The organism is Streptomyces umbrinus, from assembly GCF_030817415.1.
GTDB lineage: Bacteria > Actinomycetota > Actinomycetes > Streptomycetales > Streptomycetaceae > Streptomyces > Streptomyces umbrinus_A.
Genome location: NZ_JAUSZI010000002.1, coordinates 6,730,252 through 6,750,161 on the forward strand (window position 1 = coordinate 6,730,252; position 19,910 = coordinate 6,750,161).

Here is a 19,910-nt window from a genome sequence, read left to right on the forward strand (position 1 = left end):
CCACCCCCGTGATCTGTGTCCGCGAGCGCGACGCACGGAGCCTAGTCGATGGTGCGTGCGATGTCGGACGGGCTTGCTAGCCTGCGCGGGTCGCGTGTGAAAGACGTGCACAGGACAAACATCAACGGGGGAGGCCGGAATGGCTGTTGAGGACAGAACGAGCACGGTCGAAGGCGCAGCGGAGGGGACGGCGACCGAGACACTGGCCGCCGCGGAAAGCACGGAGGCGTTGGCGGTCCGGTACTCGGTCGCCCCGGGCGTCCGTCTGAAGGTTCGCAGCGGGCCCGGCACGCAGTACCAGCTCATCAAGGTGCTGCCGCTCGGATCCCGCGTGCCGATCAACTGCCAGAAGCCCGGCGAGTGGGTCACCGGCACCTACGGCACGACGAACATCTGGGACAACATCGCGAACGGCCAGTACGTCTCGGACGCGTACGTGAACACGGGCAGCGACGGCTACGTGGCGCCGCGCTGCGCCTGACCCGTGCGGGGCACGAGTTTCGAGAGGGGACACATATGAGGTTCGGCAGGGGCAGAGGAACTCTGATCGCCGGCGCGGCGGCCGGGGCCTTCCTCATGGTCATGGGCTCGCCCACGTCCGCGAACGCGGCGGCGGCACGCACGTACCCGATCGCACCGGGCTACACCGTGAACGTCCGCAGCGGCCCGGGCACCGGGTACACCATCATCCGCACCCTGCCCGTGGGCGCCATGGTTTCGATCTACTGCCAGCGCCCGGGAGAGACGATCAGCGGTCCCTACGGCACGACGAACATCTGGGACAACATCGACAACGGCGCGTATGTCTCGGACGCGTACGTGAACACGGGCAGCGACGGCTACGTGGCACCACGCTGCAGCTGACCGCGTCGGGGCGGCCCGGCTCGCAGGCCACGAGCCGGCAAGCCGAGCCGCCCCCTCACTCACCTACACCCACCCGTCGGCACTCCGACGCACCCTCCACATCGGCACTCCCGCCGCCCGGGGCGATAATCGAGCCGTGAGCGACGAAACCGGCACCCCCGCAGGCCCCCGGCCCGAACCGATCCGTTTCTTCGGAACGACCTGGGTGGACCACGACGCCGGCTACGCGGGACGCCGCGCGGGCGTGGACGCCGGCTCGCTGGCGGCCGCCGTGGCGAGCTGCCTGATTCTCCGCTTCGCCTACGAGGGCCTGGCGATCGCGGCCGTGGGCGGCTTCGTCACCCTCCTCGTCGTCGTGATGTTCGCGATCTGCAGCGCGATCGCCTTCCGCCGCACCTGGGAGGGCTTCGCCGAGCGCCCCGACCCCGACACCCAGGCATCCCTCCGCGGCCTCCTGGCCATCGGCTTCGTAGGCGCACTCCTGGCCTACTTCTTCCGCTCCCTCACCGAGGCCCCCGGCGAAAAACTCCACCGCCAGGAGTACGAGACGGCCCGCGCCGAACACGCGCGCCGCACCGCCCGCCGCACGGGAAACCCGTCTCGCAAGCGCCGCCGCTAGGGGCTCCGCCCCAGGTCCCGTGGGGGTGTGTTGTCGGGTGCGGGGCGGGTGTGGCTGGTCGCGCAGTTCCCCGCGCCCCTAAAGACCTTGGGGCGCGGGGAACTGCGCAATCTCTTGGCGGGGGTTCGGGGGCGAAGCCCCTGAGCAAGTGACGGGATTGGGTAGGGGCGGCGGGGGCGAAAACCTCCCCGTCCTCACCCCAACCTCTTACCGAGACCCGCTGTCCCCCACCCCCGCCCAAGGCCACCATGGCGGCATGACCGCCTCCTCCCGCACCCACCACCACACCCGAGCCCACTCCTTCAACGCCGCCGCAGCCCAGTACGCCGCAAACCGCCCCTCCTACCCACCCACCCTCTTCGACACGATGGAGACCGCCGCAGGCCGCCCCCTGGCAGGGGCCCGAGCCATCGATGTGGGCGCAGGCACAGGCATCGCAACCACCCTCCTGCACGCCCGCGGAGCGAACGTCGTAGCGGTCGAACCAGGCGCCGGCATGGCACGCCAGTTCCGCCGGACCCTCCCGGACACCCCCCTCGTACGCGGCGACGGCAACGCCCTCCCCTTCACCGACTCCTCCGCCGACTTCGTGACCTACGCCCAGGCCTGGCACTGGACGGAGCCGGCCCGGGCCGCCCCGGAGGCGATGCGCGTCCTGCGCCCGGGCGGCGCCCTCGCCCTCTGGTGGAACATGGACGCCCTGGACATCCCGTGGATCGCCGCCCAGGAGCAACGCGTCGCGCGGTACTTCGGCGGCGACGCCGTCGGGAAGAAGGGCGGCACCTCCGCCCGCGCCGAGCGCGCCTTCGCTGGCGCGATCACGGTCCCGGACATCACACATCACCAGGTCCGCTGGACCCGAAGCGTCCCCCTCGACACGCACCTCGCCAACATCGGCAGCCACTCGATCTTCCTCGTCCTCGGCGAGGAGGGCACGGCGTCCTTCCTCGCCGAGGAGCGCGAGCACCTCCTGGAGGTGTTCCCGGACGGCATCGTCGAGGAGACGTACGACGTCGACCTCCTCGTCGCACTCCGCCCCTGACCCCACCACCGGGCGCCCGCCACCCACACCCGCCCGAAAAACAGCCCCCCACCACCGGGCGCCCACCACCGGGCGCCCACCGCCGGGTGCTCACCACTCACCACCGGGCGCCGGCCACCGAGCACCCGGCGCCCCACGCACCGCACGAGCTCCCGTCACGCGCCTCGGCCCAGCCATGCCCCCGCCCGGGCTTGACGCCTCCATCCCGCAGGCGCACTATTCATCACATGATGAATTACTCGTCCGGTCCACCCACGACCCCGCAGAACCACCCCGCGGCCCCAGCGGTCCACGCCGCCGCACTCACCGTCGTCCGCGGTATCCGCCAAGTCCTCCGCGGACTCGACTTCGAGGTCCCCCGCGGCCAGATCACCGGCCTGCTCGGCCCCTCGGGGTGCGGCAAGTCCACCCTGATGAGGTCGATCGTCGGCACGCAGGCCAAGGTCACCGGCACCCTGGACGTCCTCGGTCTCCCCGCGGGCCACGCCGCACTCCGCTCCCGCATCGGTTACGTCACCCAAGCCCCCTCCGTCTACGACGACCTGACCGTCCGCCAGAACCTGGACTACTTCGCCGCGATCCTCGACTCCGGCCGCGCCGCCGCCGAACGCCGCCACGAGAACGTCACCCACGCCATCGCCGACGTGGACCTCACCTCCCACGCCGAAGCTCTCGCGGGCAACCTCTCCGGCGGCCAGCGCAGCCGCGTCTCCCTCGCCGTCGCCCTCCTCGGCACCCCCGAACTCCTCGTCCTGGACGAACCCACGGTCGGCCTCGACCCCGTACTCCGCCGCGACCTGTGGCAGCTCTTCCACACCATCGCCGCCGACCGGGGCGCCACCCTCCTCGTCTCCTCCCACGTCATGGACGAGGCCGAGCGCTGCCACCGCCTCCTCCTGATGCGCGAGGGCGAGATCCTCGCCGACGACACCCCGGACGCCCTGCGCAACCAGACCGGCGCCGACACCGTCGAGGCCGCCTTCCTCCACCTGGTCGACGAGGCGATCGCGGCCGGCAACCCGTCCCGCAAGGAGTCCGTCCGATGAGCACCACGACCACCACCACCCGTACGGGCACGACCACGCTCCCGAGGCAGAGCGCGATCAGCTACTCCCGCACCACCGCCACCGCGGCCCGGGTCCTGCGCCAGCTCCGCCACGACCCGCGCTCGATCGCGCTGATGATCCTGATCCCCTGCGTGATGCTCCTGCTGCTCCGCTACGTCTTCGACGGCAGCCCGCGCACCTTCGACTCCATCGGCGCCTCACTGCTCGGCATCTTCCCCCTCATCACGATGTTCCTGGTGACCTCCATCGCCACCCTCCGCGAACGCACCTCCGGCACGCTGGAACGCCTGCTGGCCATGCCCCTCGGCAAGGCCGACCTGATCATCGGCTACGCCCTCGCCTTCGGCGCGCTCGCCGTCATCCAGTCCGCCCTCGCCACCGGTCTCGCCGTCTGGGCCCTCGGACTCGACGTCACAGGCTCGACCTGGCTACTCCTTCTGGTGGCTCTTCTCGACGCCCTGCTCGGCACGGCCCTCGGCCTGTTCGTCTCGGCCTTCGCGTCCTCGGAGTTCCAGGCCGTCCAGTTCATGCCGGCCGTGATCTTCCCCCAGCTCCTCCTCTGCGGCCTGTTCACCCCGCGCCCCGACATGCACCCCGTACTCGAAGGCATCTCCAACGTCCTCCCCATGTCCTACGCCGTCGACGGCATGAACGAAGTCCTCAAGCACACCGACGTCACCGCCAACTTCATCCGCGACGCCCTGATCGTCGCGGCCTGCGCCCTCCTCGTCCTGAGCCTCGGCGCGGCAACCCTCCGCCGCCGCACCGCGTGACACCGAGCACCACCCCCGCCCCCGGGACGGCCGCGTCCCGCCCACCGGACAGCGCGGCCCACCCCCACGCCCCCGGTGCGAGGATGGGCCTCGGACGACGCACCCCCGGAGGGCAACCGAACATGACCCAGAAAGTCGCAGTGCTCGGCACCGGCAAGATCGGCGAGGCCCTGCTCAGCGGAATGATCCGAGCCGGCTGGGCCCCCGCCGACCTCCTGGTCACGGCCCGCCGCCCCGAACGCGCCAAGGAACTCCAGGAGCGCCACGGCGTCACTCCGGTCACCAACGCCGAGGCGGCCAAGAGCGCCGACACCCTGATCCTCACGGTCAAGCCCCAGGACATGGGCACCCTCCTCGACGAACTCGCTCCGCACGTCCCCGCCGACCGCCTGGTCATCAGCGGCGCCGCGGGCATCCCCACCTCCTTCTTCGAGGAGCGCCTCGCCCAGAACACCCCCGTCGTCCGTGTCATGACGAACACCCCCGCCCTCGTCGACGAGGCCATGTCCGTCATCTCCGCCGGCAGCCACGCCACCGCCGAGCACCTCGCCCACGCCGAGGAGATCTTCGGCGCGGTCGGCAAGACCCTCCGCGTCCCCGAGTCCCAGCAGGACGCCTGCACCGCCCTCTCCGGCTCGGGCCCGGCGTACTTCTTCTACCTCGTCGAGGCCATGACCGACGCCGGCATCCTGCTCGGCCTGCCCCGCGACAAGGCGCACGACCTCATCGTCCAGTCCGCGATCGGCGCCGCCGTGATGCTCCGCGACAGCGGCGAGCACCCCGTGAAGCTCCGCGAGAACGTCACGTCTCCCGCGGGCACCACGATCAACGCCATCCGCGAACTCGAGAACCACGGCGTACGAGCAGCCCTCATCGCCGCCCTGGAAGCAGCCCGCGACCGCAGCCGCGAGCTGGCCTCCGGCAACAGCTAGGAGCCCCCGGGCCGGACCCGCCTCCGGCCCCACCGCTCCTCGTCACATCGCCGGCAGCAGCCCGATCGCCCGGTACGCCGCGTCCACCCTCGGCCTCGCCATCTCCCTGGCCTTCGCCGCACCCTCCCGCAACACCCCCTCCACGTACGCAGGATCCGCGCACAACTCCTTGTGCCTCTGCTGTACGGGCCTGAGGAGCTCCACCACGGCCTCGGCGGTGTCCTTCTTCAAAGATCCGTACGACTCATATACACCGGCCAAGGCCTCCGGGTTCCCACTTCCACACGCCGCGAGAATCTCCAGCAGATTCGAGACCCCTGGCCGGGCCTCCCGGTCGTACGCCACATCCCGCCCGCTGTCGGTCACGGCCCGCATGACCTTCTTCCGGATCACCTCTGGCTCGTCGAGCAGATAGACGATCCCGGGCCCCACGTCGTCCGACTTCCCCATCTTCGACGTCGGCTCCTGCAGGTTCATGACCCGAGTCGCCACCTTCGGAAGCGTGGCCCGCGGCACCACGAACGTGTGCCCGTACCGCTGGTTGAACCGCACCGCCAGATCCCGCGCCAGCTCCACATGCTGTGCCTGGTCGTCGCCCACCGGCACGTCGTCGGTCCCGTACGCCAGGATGTCCGCCGCCATCAGTACGGGATACGTCAGCAGCGACAGCCGCACACTCCCTCCCCGGGCCCGCTCGACCGCGGCCTTCTCCTTGTACTGGATCATTCGCCGCATCTCGCCGTCCGTGGCCACGCACTCCAGCAGGTACGACAGTCGCGCGTGCTCATCCACATGACTCTGCGCGAAGACGGTGCACAGCTTCGGATCGAGCCCAGCGGCCAGCAGCAGCGTGGCCGCCTGCCTACTGAGCCTGCGTACCCGGCCGGGATCGTGGTCCACGGTCAGCGCGTGCAGGTCGACGATGCAGAACAGCGCGTCGGCCTCGTGCTGATCGACCGCACTCCAGCGCTGCATCGCCCCCAGGTAGTTCCCCAACGTCAGATGCCCGGTCGGCTTGACCCCGCTGAAGACCCGCTTCATTCCTCTACCTCCTGGTCGAGGCCGCCACCACCGCCGGCCGGCGCTCCAGGAGGGAGAAACAAGAACGGCCGCCGAGGCGGCGGCCGTTGAGTACACGCGTATGTACGGCCGCCGTCAGGCGGCCCACCACAGCTGGGTGCACGCGTGCGTAGTCATGGCCCCAAGACTACGCCTCCAGGGTGGCTCCAGGCGTCAAGTTGACACGCCCTGGACCCCTACGTAGTGTTCTCCGAGTTGTCCGACGTGAGCGCCGACTTCGGTTGGTCCCCGGACAGCCATTCCGCAACAAGCACACAGCGATCGACGATCCGTCGTCGGACCGTTTTCATGCGCGTTTGCGAAATGAGGAATCAGCGTTCGAAAGAGCGCGACCCCGATTAGCTCGGGGGGCCAGGATTCCGCTAAAGTCTCACTCGTCGGAACGGCCCAACAGCCGCGAAGACAACCCGCTCTGACCGGGAATCAGGCCCGAAAGGATCTGATAGAGTCGGAACCGCCGGAAAGGGAAACGCGAAAGCGAAAATCTGGAAAGCACCGAGGAAATCGGGTCGGAAAACGGTCTGATAGAGTCGGAAACGCAAGGCCGAAGGGAAGCCCGGAGGAAAGCCCGAGAGGGTGAGTACGAAGGAAGCGTCCGTTCCTTGAGAACTCAACAGCGTGCCAAAAATCAACGCCAGATATGTTGATACCCCGTCCACCATGTCATGTGGTGGGTGGAGGTTCCTTTGAAAAAGTCCTGCCGGGCTCATACCTGGTAGGCGCACAGCGAGGACGTTGTGAACAGTCGGGCTTATTCCGCCCGGTTGTTCCGCTCTCGTGGTGTTACGCCGGATTACCGGCAGACATTCACGGAGAGTTTGATCCTGGCTCAGGACGAACGCTGGCGGCGTGCTTAACACATGCAAGTCGAACGATGAAGCCCTTCGGGGTGGATTAGTGGCGAACGGGTGAGTAACACGTGGGCAATCTGCCCTTCACTCTGGGACAAGCCCTGGAAACGGGGTCTAATACCGGATAACACTCCTACAGGCATCTGTGGGGGTTGAAAGCTCCGGCGGTGAAGGATGAGCCCGCGGCCTATCAGCTTGTTGGTGAGGTAGAAGCTCACCAAGGCGACGACGGGTAGCCGGCCTGAGAGGGCGACCGGCCACACTGGGACTGAGACACGGCCCAGACTCCTACGGGAGGCAGCAGTGGGGAATATTGCACAATGGGCGAAAGCCTGATGCAGCGACGCCGCGTGAGGGATGACGGCCTTCGGGTTGTAAACCTCTTTCAGCAGGGAAGAAGCGAAAGTGACGGTACCTGCAGAAGAAGCGCCGGCTAACTACGTGCCAGCAGCCGCGGTAATACGTAGGGCGCAAGCGTTGTCCGGAATTATTGGGCGTAAAGAGCTCGTAGGCGGTCTGTCACGTCGGATGTGAAAGCCCGGGGCTTAACCCCGGGTCTGCATTCGATACGGGCAGACTAGAGTGTGGTAGGGGAGATCGGAATTCCTGGTGTAGCGGTGAAATGCGCAGATATCAGGAGGAACACCGGTGGCGAAGGCGGATCTCTGGGCCATTACTGACGCTGAGGAGCGAAAGCGTGGGGAGCGAACAGGATTAGATACCCTGGTAGTCCACGCCGTAAACGGTGGGAACTAGGTGTTGGCGACATTCCACGTCGTCGGTGCCGCAGCTAACGCATTAAGTTCCCCGCCTGGGGAGTACGGCCGCAAGGCTAAAACTCAAAGGAATTGACGGGGGCCCGCACAAGCAGCGGAGCATGTGGCTTAATTCGACGCAACGCGAAGAACCTTACCAAGGCTTGACATCGCCCGGAAAGCATCAGAGATGGTGCCCCCCTTGTGGTCGGGTGACAGGTGGTGCATGGCTGTCGTCAGCTCGTGTCGTGAGATGTTGGGTTAAGTCCCGCAACGAGCGCAACCCTTGTTCTGTGTTGCCAGCACGTCCCTTCGGGGATGGTGGGGACTCACAGGAGACTGCCGGGGTCAACTCGGAGGAAGGTGGGGACGACGTCAAGTCATCATGCCCCTTATGTCTTGGGCTGCACACGTGCTACAATGGCAGGTACAATGAGCTGCGATGTCGCAAGGCGGAGCGAATCTCAAAAAGCCTGTCTCAGTTCGGATTGGGGTCTGCAACTCGACCCCATGAAGTCGGAGTTGCTAGTAATCGCAGATCAGCATTGCTGCGGTGAATACGTTCCCGGGCCTTGTACACACCGCCCGTCACGTCACGAAAGTCGGTAACACCCGAAGCCGGTGGCCCAACCCCCTTGTGGGGAGGGAGCTGTCGAAGGTGGGACTGGCGATTGGGACGAAGTCGTAACAAGGTAGCCGTACCGGAAGGTGCGGCTGGATCACCTCCTTTCTAAGGAGCACTTCTTGGCTGACAGGCTCTGCCTGCCGGTCCAGAGGCCAGTACATCGGCGAATGTCTGATGCTGGTTGCTCATGGGTGGAACGTTGATTATTCGGCACTCTCAGTCATCTCGGGCTGCAAGTACTGTCCTTCGGGGCGTGGAAAGCTGATCACGGGTGGCGAGGGTGTTGGGCACGCTGTTGGGTGTCTGAAGGTATGGCCGCAAGGTCTGTCTTCAGTGCCGGCCCCGGTAAAAATCTGCTTCGGCGGGTTGTGACGGGTGGTTGGTCGTTGTTTGAGAACTGCACAGTGGACGCGAGCATCTGTGGCCAAGTTTTTAAGGGCGCACGGTGGATGCCTTGGTACCAGGAACCGATGAAGGACGTGGGAGGCCACGATAGTCCCCGGGGAGCCGTCAACCAGGCTTTGATCCGGGGGTTTCCGAATGGGGAAACCCGGCAGTCGTCATGGGCTGTCACCCACATCTGAACACATAGGGTGTGTGGAGGGAACGCGGGGAAGTGAAACATCTCAGTACCCGCAGGAAGAGAAAACAACCGTGATTCCGGGAGTAGTGGCGAGCGAAACCGGATGAGGCCAAACCGTATACGTGTGAGACCCGGCAGGGGTTGCGTGTACGGGGTTGTGGGATCTCTCTTTCACAGTCTGCCGGCTGTGAGACGAGTCAGAAACCGTTGGTGTAGGCGAAGGACATGCGAAAGGTCCGGCGTAGAGGGTAAGACCCCCGTAGTCGAAACATCAACGGCTCGTTTGAGAGACACCCAAGTAGCACGGGGCCCGAGAAATCCCGTGTGAATCTGGCGGGACCACCCGCTAAGCCTAAATATTCCCTGGTGACCGATAGCGGATAGTACCGTGAGGGAATGGTGAAAAGTACCGCGGGAGCGGAGTGAAATAGTACCTGAAACCGTGTGCCTACAAGCCGTGGGAGCGTCGCTCATCAAGTTTACTTGGTGGGTCGTGACTGCGTGCCTTTTGAAGAATGAGCCTGCGAGTTTGCGGTGTGTTGCGAGGTTAACCCGTGTGGGGAAGCCGTAGCGAAAGCGAGTCCGAACAGGGCGGTTTAGTAGCGCGCTCAAGACCCGAAGCGGAGTGATCTAGCCATGGGCAGGTTGAAGCGGCTGTAAGAGGTCGTGGAGGACCGAACCCACCAGGGTTGAAAACCTGGGGGATGACCTGTGGTTAGGGGTGAAAGGCCAATCAAACTCCGTGATAGCTGGTTCTCCCCGAAATGCATTTAGGTGCAGCGTCGTGTGTTTCTTGCCGGAGGTAGAGCACTGGATAGGCGATGGGCCCTACCGGGTTACTGACCTTAGCCAAACTCCGAATGCCGGTAAGTGAGAGCACGGCAGTGAGACTGTGGGGGATAAGCTCCATGGTCGAGAGGGAAACAGCCCAGAGCATCGACTAAGGCCCCTAAGCGTACGCTAAGTGGGAAAGGATGTGGAGTCGCAGAGACAACCAGGAGGTTGGCTTAGAAGCAGCCACCCTTGAAAGAGTGCGTAATAGCTCACTGGTCTAGTGATTCCGCGCCGACAATGTAGCGGGGCTCAAGCGTACCGCCGAAGTCGTGTCATTTCAGCATATAGGGCCAACGCCCGCTGGGATGGGTAGGGGAGCGTCGTGTGCCGGGTGAAGCCGCAGCGGAAGCTAGTGGTGGACGGTTCACGAGTGAGAATGCAGGCATGAGTAGCGATACACACGTGAGAAACGTGTGCGCCGATTGACTAAGGGTTCCTGGGTCAAGCTGATCTGCCCAGGGTAAGTCGGGACCTAAGGCGAGGCCGACAGGCGTAGTCGATGGATAACCGGTTGATATTCCGGTACCCGCTGTGAAGCGTCAAACATTGAACCAGGCGATGCTAAGTCCGTGAAGCCGCCCTGGAGCCTTCGGGCAAAGGGGAGTGGTGGAGCCGACGGACCAGACCTGTAGTAGGTGAGTGATGGGGTGACGCAGGAAGGTAGTCCAGCCCGGGCGGTGGTTGTCCCGGGGTAAGGGTGTAGCCCGTGTGATAGGTAAATCCGTCGCACATTAAGGGTGAGACCTGATGCCGAGCCGATTGTGGTGAAGTGGATGATCCTATGCTGTCGAGAAAAGCCTCTAGCGAGTTTCATGGCGGCCCGTACCCTAAACCGACTCAGGTGGTCAGGTAGAGAATACCGAGGCGTTCGGGTGAACTATGGTTAAGGAACTCGGCAAAATGCCCCCGTAACTTCGGGAGAAGGGGGGCCATCACTGGTGATCGGATTTACTCCGTGAGCTGGGGGTGGCCGCAGAGACCAGCGAGAAGCGACTGTTTACTAAAAACACAGGTCCGTGCGAAGCCGTAAGGCGATGTATACGGACTGACGCCTGCCCGGTGCTGGAACGTTAAGGGGACCGGTTAGTGCACTTTCGGGTGTGCGAAGCTGAGAACTTAAGCGCCAGTAAACGGCGGTGGTAACTATAACCATCCTAAGGTAGCGAAATTCCTTGTCGGGTAAGTTCCGACCTGCACGAATGGCGTAACGACTTCTCGACTGTCTCAACCATAGGCCCGGTGAAATTGCACTACGAGTAAAGATGCTCGTTTCGCGCAGCAGGACGGAAAGACCCCGGGACCTTTACTACAGTTTGATATTGGTGTTCGGTTCGGCTTGTGTAGGATAGCTGGGAGACTGTGAAGCGGGCACGCCAGTGTCTGTGGAGTCGTCGTTGAAATACCAGTCTGGTCGTGCTGGATGTCTAACCTGGGTCCGTGATCCGGATCAGGGACAGTGTCTGATGGGTAGTTTAACTGGGGCGGTTGCCTCCTAAAGAGTAACGGAGGCGCCCAAAGGTTCCCTCAGCCTGGTTGGCAATCAGGTGTTGAGTGTAAGTGCACAAGGGAGCTTGACTGTGAGACCGACGGGTCGAGCAGGGACGAAAGTCGGGACTAGTGATCCGGCGGTGGCTTGTGGAAGCGCCGTCGCTCAACGGATAAAAGGTACCCCGGGGATAACAGGCTGATCTTCCCCAAGAGTCCATATCGACGGGATGGTTTGGCACCTCGATGTCGGCTCGTCGCATCCTGGGGCTGGAGTCGGTCCCAAGGGTTGGGCTGTTCGCCCATTAAAGCGGTACGCGAGCTGGGTTTAGAACGTCGTGAGACAGTTCGGTCCCTATCCGCTGTGCGCGTAGGAATATTGAGAAGGGCTGTCCCTAGTACGAGAGGACCGGGACGGACGAACCTCTGGTGTGCCAGTTGTCCTGCCAAGGGCATGGCTGGTTGGCTACGTTCGGGAGGGATAACCGCTGAAAGCATCTAAGCGGGAAGCCTGCTTCGAGATGAGTATTCCCACCAACTAGATTGGTTAAGGCTCCCAGTAGACGACTGGGTTGATAGGCCGGATGTGGAAGCCCCGTAAGGGGTGAAGCTGACTGGTACTAATAGGCCGAGGGCTTGTCCTCAGTTGCTCGCGTCCACTGTGTTGGTTCTGAAACCACGAACAACCGTCGTAGCCAAGGCCACGGCTCCGGTTGACAGTTTCATAGTGTTTCGGTGGTCATAGCGTGAGGGAAACGCCCGGTTACATTCCGAACCCGGAAGCTAAGCCTTACAGCGCCGATGGTACTGCAGGGGGGACCCTGTGGGAGAGTAGGACACCGCCGAACAAATATTATGGGAAAGCCCCCGCACTTCGGTGCGGGGGCTTTCTTGCGTTTAGGGTCTTTGTTATGCGCTACGAACTGGTGATCTTCGACAACGACGGCGTCCTCGTGGACAGTGAGCCGATCTCCAATACACTGCTGGCCGCCTATCTCACCGAGCTGGGGCACCCCACCTCGTACGAGGAGTCCCTGCGCGACTACATGGGCGCCGCCATGCACCGCGTACACGACATCGTCGAGGAGCGGACCGGGGAGCGGCTGCCTGCCGACTTCGACGATGTCTTTCATGCGCGGGTGTTCGCCGCCTTCGAGCGGGAGCTGGAGCCGGTGTCGGGGGCCGTGGAGGTCCTGGAGAAGCTGGCCGCGGACGGAGTCCCCTACTGTGTGGCGTCGTCAGGGAGCCATGAGCGGATCCGGGTGGGGCATCGGAAGACCGGTCTTGACCGATGGTTCGACGACGGGCGGATCTTCAGCTCGCAGGACGTGGGGCGGGGGAAGCCGGCGCCCGATCTGTTTCTTCACGCGGCTGAGCGTATGGGGGTGCCGCCGGAGAAGTGCCTTGTCGTCGAGGACAGTCCGCTCGGGGTGCGGGCGGCCGTAGCGGCAGGGATGGATGTGTACGGGTTCACGGCGATGACGCCGGCCGAGCGGTTGGTGGGGGCGGACCGGCTCTTCGGGGACATGGGCGAGCTGATCGGCCTGCTTCAGAGCTGACTTGCCGCCCGCACGGCCGCCGAGTTGATCTCAAGTTGATCTTCCAGTGCCAGAGTTGAACAAAATTCATCTTTGAACCGTCTACCCACGGGTAAGTCTGAGCCCTACGCTGAGCCGCCATGACAGATGTGCTGCGGCGTGGCCGGGCTTCTTTGGCATTCAGCTTCTTCGCCCAGGGCGTCGCCTTCGCGCTGCTCGTGACACGAATACCCGCGATCCAGGACCGGTACGGGATATCCGACGCGTTGCTGCCCGCCTTCCTCGCGGCCGTCCCGATCCTGGCCGGGGTCGGCAGCGTCTGCACCGAGCAGTTGGTGAAGAGGGTGCCGCCCAGCCACGTACTGCGCTGGTCGCAGCCGGTAGTGCTGCTGGCGCTGCTCGGGGTGGGGGCCGGCGACGGGCTGTGGGCGATCGGGCTGTCGCTCGCCGCCTTCGGGCTGGCCGTCGGGTCGCTCGACGCGTCCATGAACATGCTCGGGGTGAGTCTTCAGCACAGGTACGGGCGCAGCATCATGCTCGGGTTCCATGCGGCGTTCAGCCTGGGCGGGATCGTCGGGGCGTCGCTCGCGTGGGTGGGGGCGCACTGGGATCTGGCGTTGTTCGTGTCGTATCTGCCGGTGGTCGTGGTGCTGTTGCCCGCGGCGTTCGTGGGGAGCCGGTGGTACGTCGACGGGAGCGGGTCCGAGGCCGAGGTGAAGGCGCAGGGCGAGGACGGGAGCGGTGGTGGCGGCGTCGGGTTCAAGTTGCTGCTGCCTCTGTGTCTGGTGATGGCCGTCGCGTACATCGGGGACTCGACCGTCTCCAACTGGAGCGCCAAATATCTGCAGGACGTGCTCGGCAGTTCGGAGCAGCTCGCGACCGTTCCGTACAACGTCTATATGGTCACCACGCTGATCGGGCGGGCCGTCGGGGACTTCGGGGTGCGGCGGTTCGGGGCCGTCATGGTGGTGCGGGCCGGAGCGGTGGTCGCGGCGGTGGGGTTCGCGGTGGTGGCGGGGGCGCCGGGGGCCTGGGTCGGGATGCTCGGCTTCACGCTGCTGGGGTTCGGGTTGTGCGTGATCGTGCCGCAGACCTTCGCGGCCGCCGGACGGCTCTTCCCCGGGGCTGCGGATGCGGCCGTCGCTCGACTGAATATCTTCAACTATGTGGGGTTCTTGATCGGTTCGCCCTTGGTGGGGGCTCTGGGTGATGCGTGGAGTTATCGGGGGGCCATGCTCGTGCCGATGGTGTTGGTGCTGGTGACGTTGGTGTACGCCAAGTCGTTCGCCTCTGAACCTTCCCGATACGGTGACGGGCATGAGCGGCCGCGCACAGCTGATGTGGGACGAGGCAGTAACGGGCTATGACTTCGGCCCGGATCATCCGATGGATCCGGTCCGGTTGGCGCTGACCCGGCGACTGGTCGATGCCTTCGGGCTCGACCGGGAGGTGGAGGTCGTCTCGGCCAAGCCGGCCGGGGACTCGACCCTGCGGCTTGTGCACCGGGAGGACTACATCGAGGCGGTCAAGGCCGCCTCTGCGGATCCGAGGAGCGCGGACGGGGCGTACGGGCTGGGGACCATGGACGATCCCGCCTTCGCCGGGATGCACGAGGTGTCCGCGCTGATCGCCGGGCAGTCGGTGGGGGCCGCCGAGGCCGTGTGGCGGGGTGAGGCGCTGCACGCGGTGAACTTCGCGGGTGGGCTGCATCATGCGATGCCCGGGGGTGCGTCGGGGTTCTGCATCTACAACGACGCCTCGTTGGCCATCGCGCGGTTGCTGGAGCTCGGGGCCGAGCGGGTCGTGTACGTGGATGTGGACGTGCATCACGGGGACGGGGTGCAGGCCGCGTTCTGGGAGGATCCGCGGGTGCTGACCGTGTCGTTGCACGAGCATCCGCGGACGCTGTTTCCGCAGACGGGGTGGCCGGAGGAGACCGGGGCCGCGTCGGCGGAGGGGTCCGCGGTGAACGTGGCGTTGCCGGCCGGGACCGGGGACGCGGGGTGGTTGCGGGCCTTTCACTCCGTCGTGCCGGAGTTGGTCGCGGACTTTCGGCCGCAGGTGCTGGTCACTCAGCACGGGGCCGATACGCACTTCGAGGATCCGCTCGCTCATCTTGCCGTGTCGTTGGATGCGCAGCGGGCTGTGCAGGTGGCCTGTCATGAGCTGGCGCACGAGTACGCCGAGGGGCGGTGGGTCGCTCTTGGTGGGGGCGGGTATGCCGTGGTGGATGTGGTGCCTCGGTCGTGGACGCATCTGGTGGCTGTCGCGGCGGGGCGGGAGATTGCGCCGGAGACGGTGGTTCCTGAGGGGTGGCGGCAGGAGGTTTTCGCTCGTACGCGGCAGTTGGCGCCTGCGCGGATGACTGATGGGCGGTGGCCTGTGTCGTGGAAGGGGTGGGAGTCGGGGTATGACCCCGCCGACCGTCTTGACCAGGCTGTGCTGGCTGCGCGGCGGGCTGTGTTTCCGTTGCGGGGGTTGCTGGCGTAGGGCTCCGCCGGGGTGCCTGGCCTGTTTCTCGCCCCCGCCGCCCCTACCCGTTTCCGTCACTCAGTGACTCCGCCCCCGAACCCCCGTATCGCGCTGAACGCGCCCGTCCTCAAACGCCGGACAGGCTGAAAGACGGGTGGGCTGGAAGGCGGCCCCGCCGTCATAGACCCCGTTACGCCAACTGTGGGGTGTTTCAGGGGTTTTGGGGGTGGGGGGTGGGTGTATGCGTCAGCATCGGGGCGTGTTGAGTTGTGGAGCGTTGCGGGCGCATTTGCTGGCGGCGAGGCTGGCGGGGACGGTGGCCACCTCGCGGGAGGCGAGTCTCAGGAGCTATCGCTTGTTCGCCGCGCGGGATCCGCGGGTGATGATCGGGCTTGACCCCGAATGGACATGGGAACAACCGGATCTGATCGCTTTGATGGCGGACAAGTGTGGAGTGTCGCCCGATCCGCGGCACGTCTCTGGCCCCGATGTGATCGATCCTGAGCGAACCCTGGCGGCTCTTGACGCCTTCGCCGCCCGGCTTGCGGAAGCCGCACGGAACCGTTCCCCGGTGCTGCTTGGCACCGGACACCCGCACCGGCTGATCGGTTTCTACGCCGCGCTCGCGGACGCTCTGTCGGCGGCGGGGTGTACCGTCCTCACCCCCGCGCATGGTCACTCTGTCGACATAACGACCCGGTTCGGTCTACGCACGTACAACCTTGACTACGTACGAGGAGTCGCGCTGGTGCGCGAACCCGGGGCGTGGGACCCCGGTCGTGAGACCGGCGCGCACACGCACTCTCCCCTCCCGGTTCGTACCGTTCTGGCCACCGCGGCGGAGGTCGGCGGACCCCTCCCGGAACTCGTGGTGGGAGACCACGGCTGGGTCTGCGGAGCAGGTCAGCTGGGGTTCGAGGCCATTGGCCTGGGTGACACCGACGATCCCGCGCTGTTCGTCGGAGAGGCAGAGGGGCGGGTGTCCGTCGTCGTTCCACTTGATGACGCTGTGCGGTCTGATTACTACCGACCGCTTACTCGCTATGTACTCAATCGAGCGTGTCTGTCACAGTAGGCCGCCGATGGCCCCTCCTCTTCCCCACTCGCATCACACGCCCCTACTCTGGGGAGTGAGCACGCAACGACGAAGTGTCACCGGAAGGGGAAGCCGGTGACCGTCGAGTGCGGAAGGTTCAGGTGTGTCATGGCTGCTGGCGAGAGGCCTCTGAACGAGGTTCAGTTCCTTACCGTGGCGGAAGTCGCCTCGGTGATGCGAGTGTCGAAGATGACCGTGTACCGCTTGGTGCACAGCGGTCATCTGCCCGCGATCCGGGTCGGGAGGTCATTCCGCGTCCCGGAGCAAGCGGTTCACGAGTACCTTCGCGAGTCCTACGTGGGGGTGGAGACAGCCTGACGGCGGTCCGGGGGAGGGCCCGGGACGGCTCGATCGCGTCCCCGGGGTCTCACCCGGAACTCCTCGATTACGACCTCGGCGCTCAGACGGGTAGGCTGGCCCCTCATAAGTCGTGTGGGCCCATGCAGCCCAGCAACGAGTAAAGAGAAGTGAGCGAGGGTAGTCGTGGGCTCTGTTATCAAGAAGCGGCGCAAGCGGATGGCGAAGAAGAAGCACCGCAAGCTGCTCAAGCGCACTCGCGTTCAGCGTCGCAACAAGAAGTAAGTCGCGACGGACAGCGGTCACCCGCCACAAGCAGGGCAGACGGTGGGCGACGACGCTGTGACAGTGCGCTCTGTGGCCCCCCACCGGCTGGTGGGGGGCCACAGTCGTATCCCCTGCTCGCCTGCCGCGGTGTGCGGCCCGACGAACGCTGTGCGTATGTCCGGGCCTACGACTGTGTGGCGAATGGCTGGGTCTGATCGTACGTACGGGGGTGCCGTCACTTCGTGCATCGGGCGGTCATCACAGCGCAACACCGACCCGCTAACGTGGCCGTCACGGGGAACACGGCAGAGTACGAACGGCACAGTACGAGCAGCATGTCGTCGACGGCTGGAAGGAAGGCGCTGATCTTGGGGAAGGTCGTGCTCGTGACCGGAGTGGCCCGTCAGTTGGGGGGCCGGTTCGTACGACGGATCCAGCGTGACCCCGAGGTGGACAGGGTGGTCGCCGTGGACGCGGTCCCGCCGGAGCACCACCTGGGCGGCGCCGACTTCGTACGGGCCGACATAAGGCAGCCCGCCATCGCCAGGGTGCTCGCGGAGCACTCCGTGGACACGGTGGTGCACCTGGACGTGACCGCCACGCCGCTGGGCGGTGGCAGCCGGACCACGGTCAAGGAGACCAACGTCATCGGCACCATGCAGCTGCTGGGTGCCTGCCAGAAGTCGCCGACGGTCAAGCGGCTCGTCGTGAAGTCCAGTACCAACGTGTACGGGTCGGCGCCGCGCGATCCGGCCGTCTTCACCGAGACCACTCCGCCCAAGTCGCTGCCCAGCGGCGGCTTCGCGAAGGACACGGTCGAGGTCGAGGGGTATGTGCGTGGGTTCGCGCGGCGGCGGCCCGACGTCGCCGTGTGTGTGCTGCGGTTCGCGAACATCCTCGGGCCGAGCGCGGACTCGCCGCTCGCCGCGTACTTCTCGCTGCCCGTGCTGCCGACCGTGCTCGGCTACGACCCGCGGCTGCAGTTCGTGCACGAGGACGACGTGATCGAGGTGCTGCGGATCGCCTCGCACGAGCCGCGCCGCGGCACGCTCAACAGCGGTACGTTCAACATCGCCGGCGACGGTGTCCTGCTGCTCTCGCAGTGCGCGCGGCGGCTCGGCCGGCCCACGGTTCCCGTGCTGATGCCCGCGGTGAGCTGGGTGGGCTCGGCGCTGCGTACGCTGGGCATGACGGACTTCTCGCCCGAGCAGCTGCGGCTGCTCACCCACGGCCGGGTCGTGGCGACCCGGCAGATGCGCGAGACGCTCGGCTACGGTCCCAGGTACACGACCGCGGAGACCTTCGCGGACTTCGCACGCAGCCGAGGGCCCGGACTCCTGCCCCCCGAGGCCCTTGCGGGGGCCGTCGACCGGATCGCGGCACTGCCTGTACTCGGCGGTGGCCACCTCCCGACGCAGAGCGCCAACTGAGGAGCGCATCAACGATGGCGGACGCCAAGGTCATTCCGTTCGACGACGACCGGTCCCGCGGGAGTGCCGTACAGCGGCCGCCGCGGCGCCGGGGCGCGGGGAACAGGCGCAAGGGCGAGCCCGTGGTGGTTCGTGAGGTCCAGCCCCTGCCCGCACGAACGATTCCGCAGGATGATGTTCCTGTGACGCGTGAGGAACCGGCTGCTGTGGAGAAGCCGCAGGAGAATGGCTGGGACCGGCGCATTGCCGGCGGTCTGGCCTTCCTGCGGCGGCGACTGACGGGTGAGTACGAGGTCGACGACTTCGGTTACGACCAGGAGCTCACCGACCAGGTACTGATGTCGATGCTGCGGCCCCTCTACGAGAAGTACTTTCGCGTCGAGGTGAAGGGCATCGAGAACATCCCGTCGGAGGGTGGGGCGCTGATCGTCGCCAACCACTCCGGGACGCTGCCGCTGGACGGCCTGATGATGCAGGTCGCCGTCCACGACAACCACCCCGACGGCCGTCATCTGCGGCTCCTCGCGGCCGACCTGGTCTTCATGCTGCCGGTGGTCAACGAACTGGCCCGCAAGGCCGGTCACACGCTCGCCTGCGCGGAGGACGCCGAACGGCTCCTGGAGCGCGGCGAGCTGGTGGGCGTGATGCCGGAGGGCTTCAAGGGCATCGGCAAGCCGTTCAGCGAGCGCTACAAGCTCCAGCGCTTCGGCCGCGGCGGCTTCGTGTCGACGGCCCTGCGCCAGGGCACCCCGATCATCCCGTGCTCCATCGTGGGCGCGGAGGAGATCTACCCGATGATCGGCAACTCCAAGACGCTGGCCCGTCTCCTCGGCTTCCCGTACTTCCCGATCACGCCCACGTTCCCGTGGCTGGGCCCGCTCGGCGGCGTCCCGCTCCCCACGAAGTGGACGATCCAGTTCGGCGAGCCGATCCTGACCGACGGCTACCCGCCGGAGGCGGCAGAGGATCCCATGCTCATGTTCAACCTGACGGACCAGGTGAGGGAACAGATCCAGCACACGCTCTACAAGCTTCTGGTGCAGCGGCGGTCGGTGTTCTTCTGAGGGCTGATTCCGCAAAAGAGGGAAACTCCGGTGCGCTGGGCCGACGGACGGAGTCCGGCGCAGCCGCCCGAAGCCTGCGAAGCAGTGCGAGGGCGGCGGTGTAGATGGGTCCCGATGCTGATGTTCAACCTGACGGACCAGGTGAGGGAACAGATCCAGCACACGTTGTACAAGCTTCTGGTGCAGCGCAGGTCGGTGTTCTTCTGACGGTCCTGGATACGTCCAGGACTCCTGGA

The 19,910-nt window shown here is 65.6% G+C and carries 16 protein-coding genes, 3 rRNA genes and 1 pseudogene; 19 read left to right on the top strand and 1 reads right to left on the bottom strand.

The genetic code is table 11. The annotated features are described in order from the left end of the window. The first annotated feature begins 139 nt into the window (after positions 1-139). The 7 genes from QF035_RS29680 to proC all read left to right on the top strand — a co-directional run bounded on the left by QF035_RS29680 (position 140) and on the right by proC (position 5,297). On the top strand, positions 140-481 hold the full coding sequence (locus tag QF035_RS29680; protein ID WP_307523577.1) for a hypothetical protein: 342 nt from the start codon (positions 140-142) through the stop codon (positions 479-481). Positions 482-576: 95 nt separating this feature from the next. Beyond that, positions 577-864 carry an SH3 domain-containing protein gene (locus QF035_RS29685; protein ID WP_307531524.1) on the top strand — a complete coding sequence of 96 codons (288 nt, stop codon included), beginning with the start codon at positions 577-579 and terminating at the stop codon, positions 862-864. A 136-nt stretch (positions 865-1,000) separates the two neighbouring features. Beyond that, positions 1,001-1,483 carry an EamA/RhaT family transporter gene (locus QF035_RS29690; RefSeq protein WP_307523578.1) on the top strand — a complete coding sequence of 161 codons (483 nt, stop codon included), beginning with the start codon at positions 1,001-1,003 and terminating at the stop codon, positions 1,481-1,483. 256 nt (positions 1,484-1,739) lie between these two features. After that, a complete protein-coding gene (locus tag QF035_RS29695; protein ID WP_307523579.1) occupies positions 1,740-2,525 on the top strand; it encodes a class I SAM-dependent methyltransferase in 786 nt (261 codons plus the stop codon). A 227-nt stretch (positions 2,526-2,752) separates the two neighbouring features. Next, positions 2,753-3,571 (top strand): ABC transporter ATP-binding protein, encoded by an 819-nt coding sequence (locus QF035_RS29700; protein WP_307523580.1) that lies wholly within the window; start codon positions 2,753-2,755, stop codon positions 3,569-3,571. Then, positions 3,568-4,365, top strand: a complete 798-nt coding sequence (locus tag QF035_RS29705; RefSeq protein ID WP_307523581.1) for an ABC transporter permease — start codon at positions 3,568-3,570, stop codon at positions 4,363-4,365. Before QF035_RS29700 ends, QF035_RS29705 begins: the two co-directional genes overlap by 4 nt. 122 nt (positions 4,366-4,487) lie before the next feature. Continuing rightward, entirely contained in the window at positions 4,488-5,297 is an 810-nt protein-coding gene (gene proC / locus QF035_RS29710; protein ID WP_143640475.1) for a pyrroline-5-carboxylate reductase, read from the top strand. Positions 5,298-5,339: 42 nt separating this feature from the next. On the opposite strand, the gene trpS is transcribed toward proC, so the two are convergent. Next, positions 5,340-6,338: a tryptophan--tRNA ligase gene (gene trpS / locus QF035_RS29715; RefSeq protein ID WP_307523582.1), complete on the bottom strand. Its 999-nt coding sequence runs from the start codon at positions 6,336-6,338 to the stop codon at positions 5,340-5,342. 845 nt (positions 6,339-7,183) lie between these two features. Between trpS and QF035_RS29720 the strand changes: the two genes are divergently transcribed. From QF035_RS29720 to QF035_RS56290, 12 genes and pseudogenes are all read left to right on the top strand, one after another. Then, positions 7,184-8,713: ribosomal RNA gene (locus QF035_RS29720) — 16S ribosomal RNA — on the top strand. 317 nt (positions 8,714-9,030) lie between these two features. Then, positions 9,031-12,154: ribosomal RNA gene (locus tag QF035_RS29725) — 23S ribosomal RNA — on the top strand. An 87-nt stretch (positions 12,155-12,241) separates the two neighbouring features. After that, positions 12,242-12,358: ribosomal RNA gene (gene rrf / locus QF035_RS29730) — 5S ribosomal RNA — on the top strand. The 16S, 23S and 5S rRNA genes sit together here, the layout of an rRNA operon. 63 nt (positions 12,359-12,421) lie before the next feature. Next, positions 12,422-13,069, top strand: a complete 648-nt coding sequence (locus QF035_RS29735) for an HAD family hydrolase (protein ID WP_307523583.1) — start codon at positions 12,422-12,424, stop codon at positions 13,067-13,069. Between the two features lie 119 nt (positions 13,070-13,188). Further along, positions 13,189-14,415 carry an MFS transporter gene (locus QF035_RS29740; RefSeq protein ID WP_307523584.1) on the top strand — a complete coding sequence of 409 codons (1,227 nt, stop codon included), beginning with the start codon at positions 13,189-13,191 and terminating at the stop codon, positions 14,413-14,415. Beyond that, positions 14,366-15,538 carry an acetoin utilization protein AcuC gene (locus QF035_RS29745; protein WP_307523585.1) on the top strand — a complete coding sequence of 391 codons (1,173 nt, stop codon included), beginning with the start codon at positions 14,366-14,368 and terminating at the stop codon, positions 15,536-15,538. The genes QF035_RS29740 and QF035_RS29745 overlap by 50 nt, the downstream gene beginning before the upstream one ends. 241 nt (positions 15,539-15,779) lie before the next feature. Beyond that, a complete protein-coding gene (locus QF035_RS29750; RefSeq protein WP_307531525.1) occupies positions 15,780-16,595 on the top strand; it encodes a phosphatase in 816 nt (271 codons plus the stop codon). A gap of 129 nt (positions 16,596-16,724) precedes the next feature. Beyond that, positions 16,725-16,934 carry a helix-turn-helix domain-containing protein gene (locus QF035_RS29755; RefSeq protein ID WP_093781815.1) on the top strand — a complete coding sequence of 70 codons (210 nt, stop codon included), beginning with the start codon at positions 16,725-16,727 and terminating at the stop codon, positions 16,932-16,934. A 165-nt stretch (positions 16,935-17,099) separates the two neighbouring features. Then, positions 17,100-17,198 (top strand): 30S ribosomal protein bS22, encoded by a 99-nt coding sequence (locus tag QF035_RS29760; RefSeq protein ID WP_003948845.1) that lies wholly within the window; start codon positions 17,100-17,102, stop codon positions 17,196-17,198. Between the two features lie 350 nt (positions 17,199-17,548). Next, a complete protein-coding gene (locus QF035_RS29765; protein ID WP_143644173.1) occupies positions 17,549-18,610 on the top strand; it encodes an NAD-dependent epimerase/dehydratase family protein in 1,062 nt (353 codons plus the stop codon). A 14-nt stretch (positions 18,611-18,624) separates the two neighbouring features. Continuing rightward, complete coding sequence (locus QF035_RS29770) at positions 18,625-19,674, top strand: lysophospholipid acyltransferase family protein (RefSeq protein ID WP_142940580.1); 1,050 nt, start codon at positions 18,625-18,627, stop codon at positions 19,672-19,674. Next, positions 19,675-19,881: pseudogene (locus tag QF035_RS56290) on the top strand (hypothetical protein); the annotation flags it as partial. Positions 19,882-19,910: the final 29 nt, after the last annotated feature.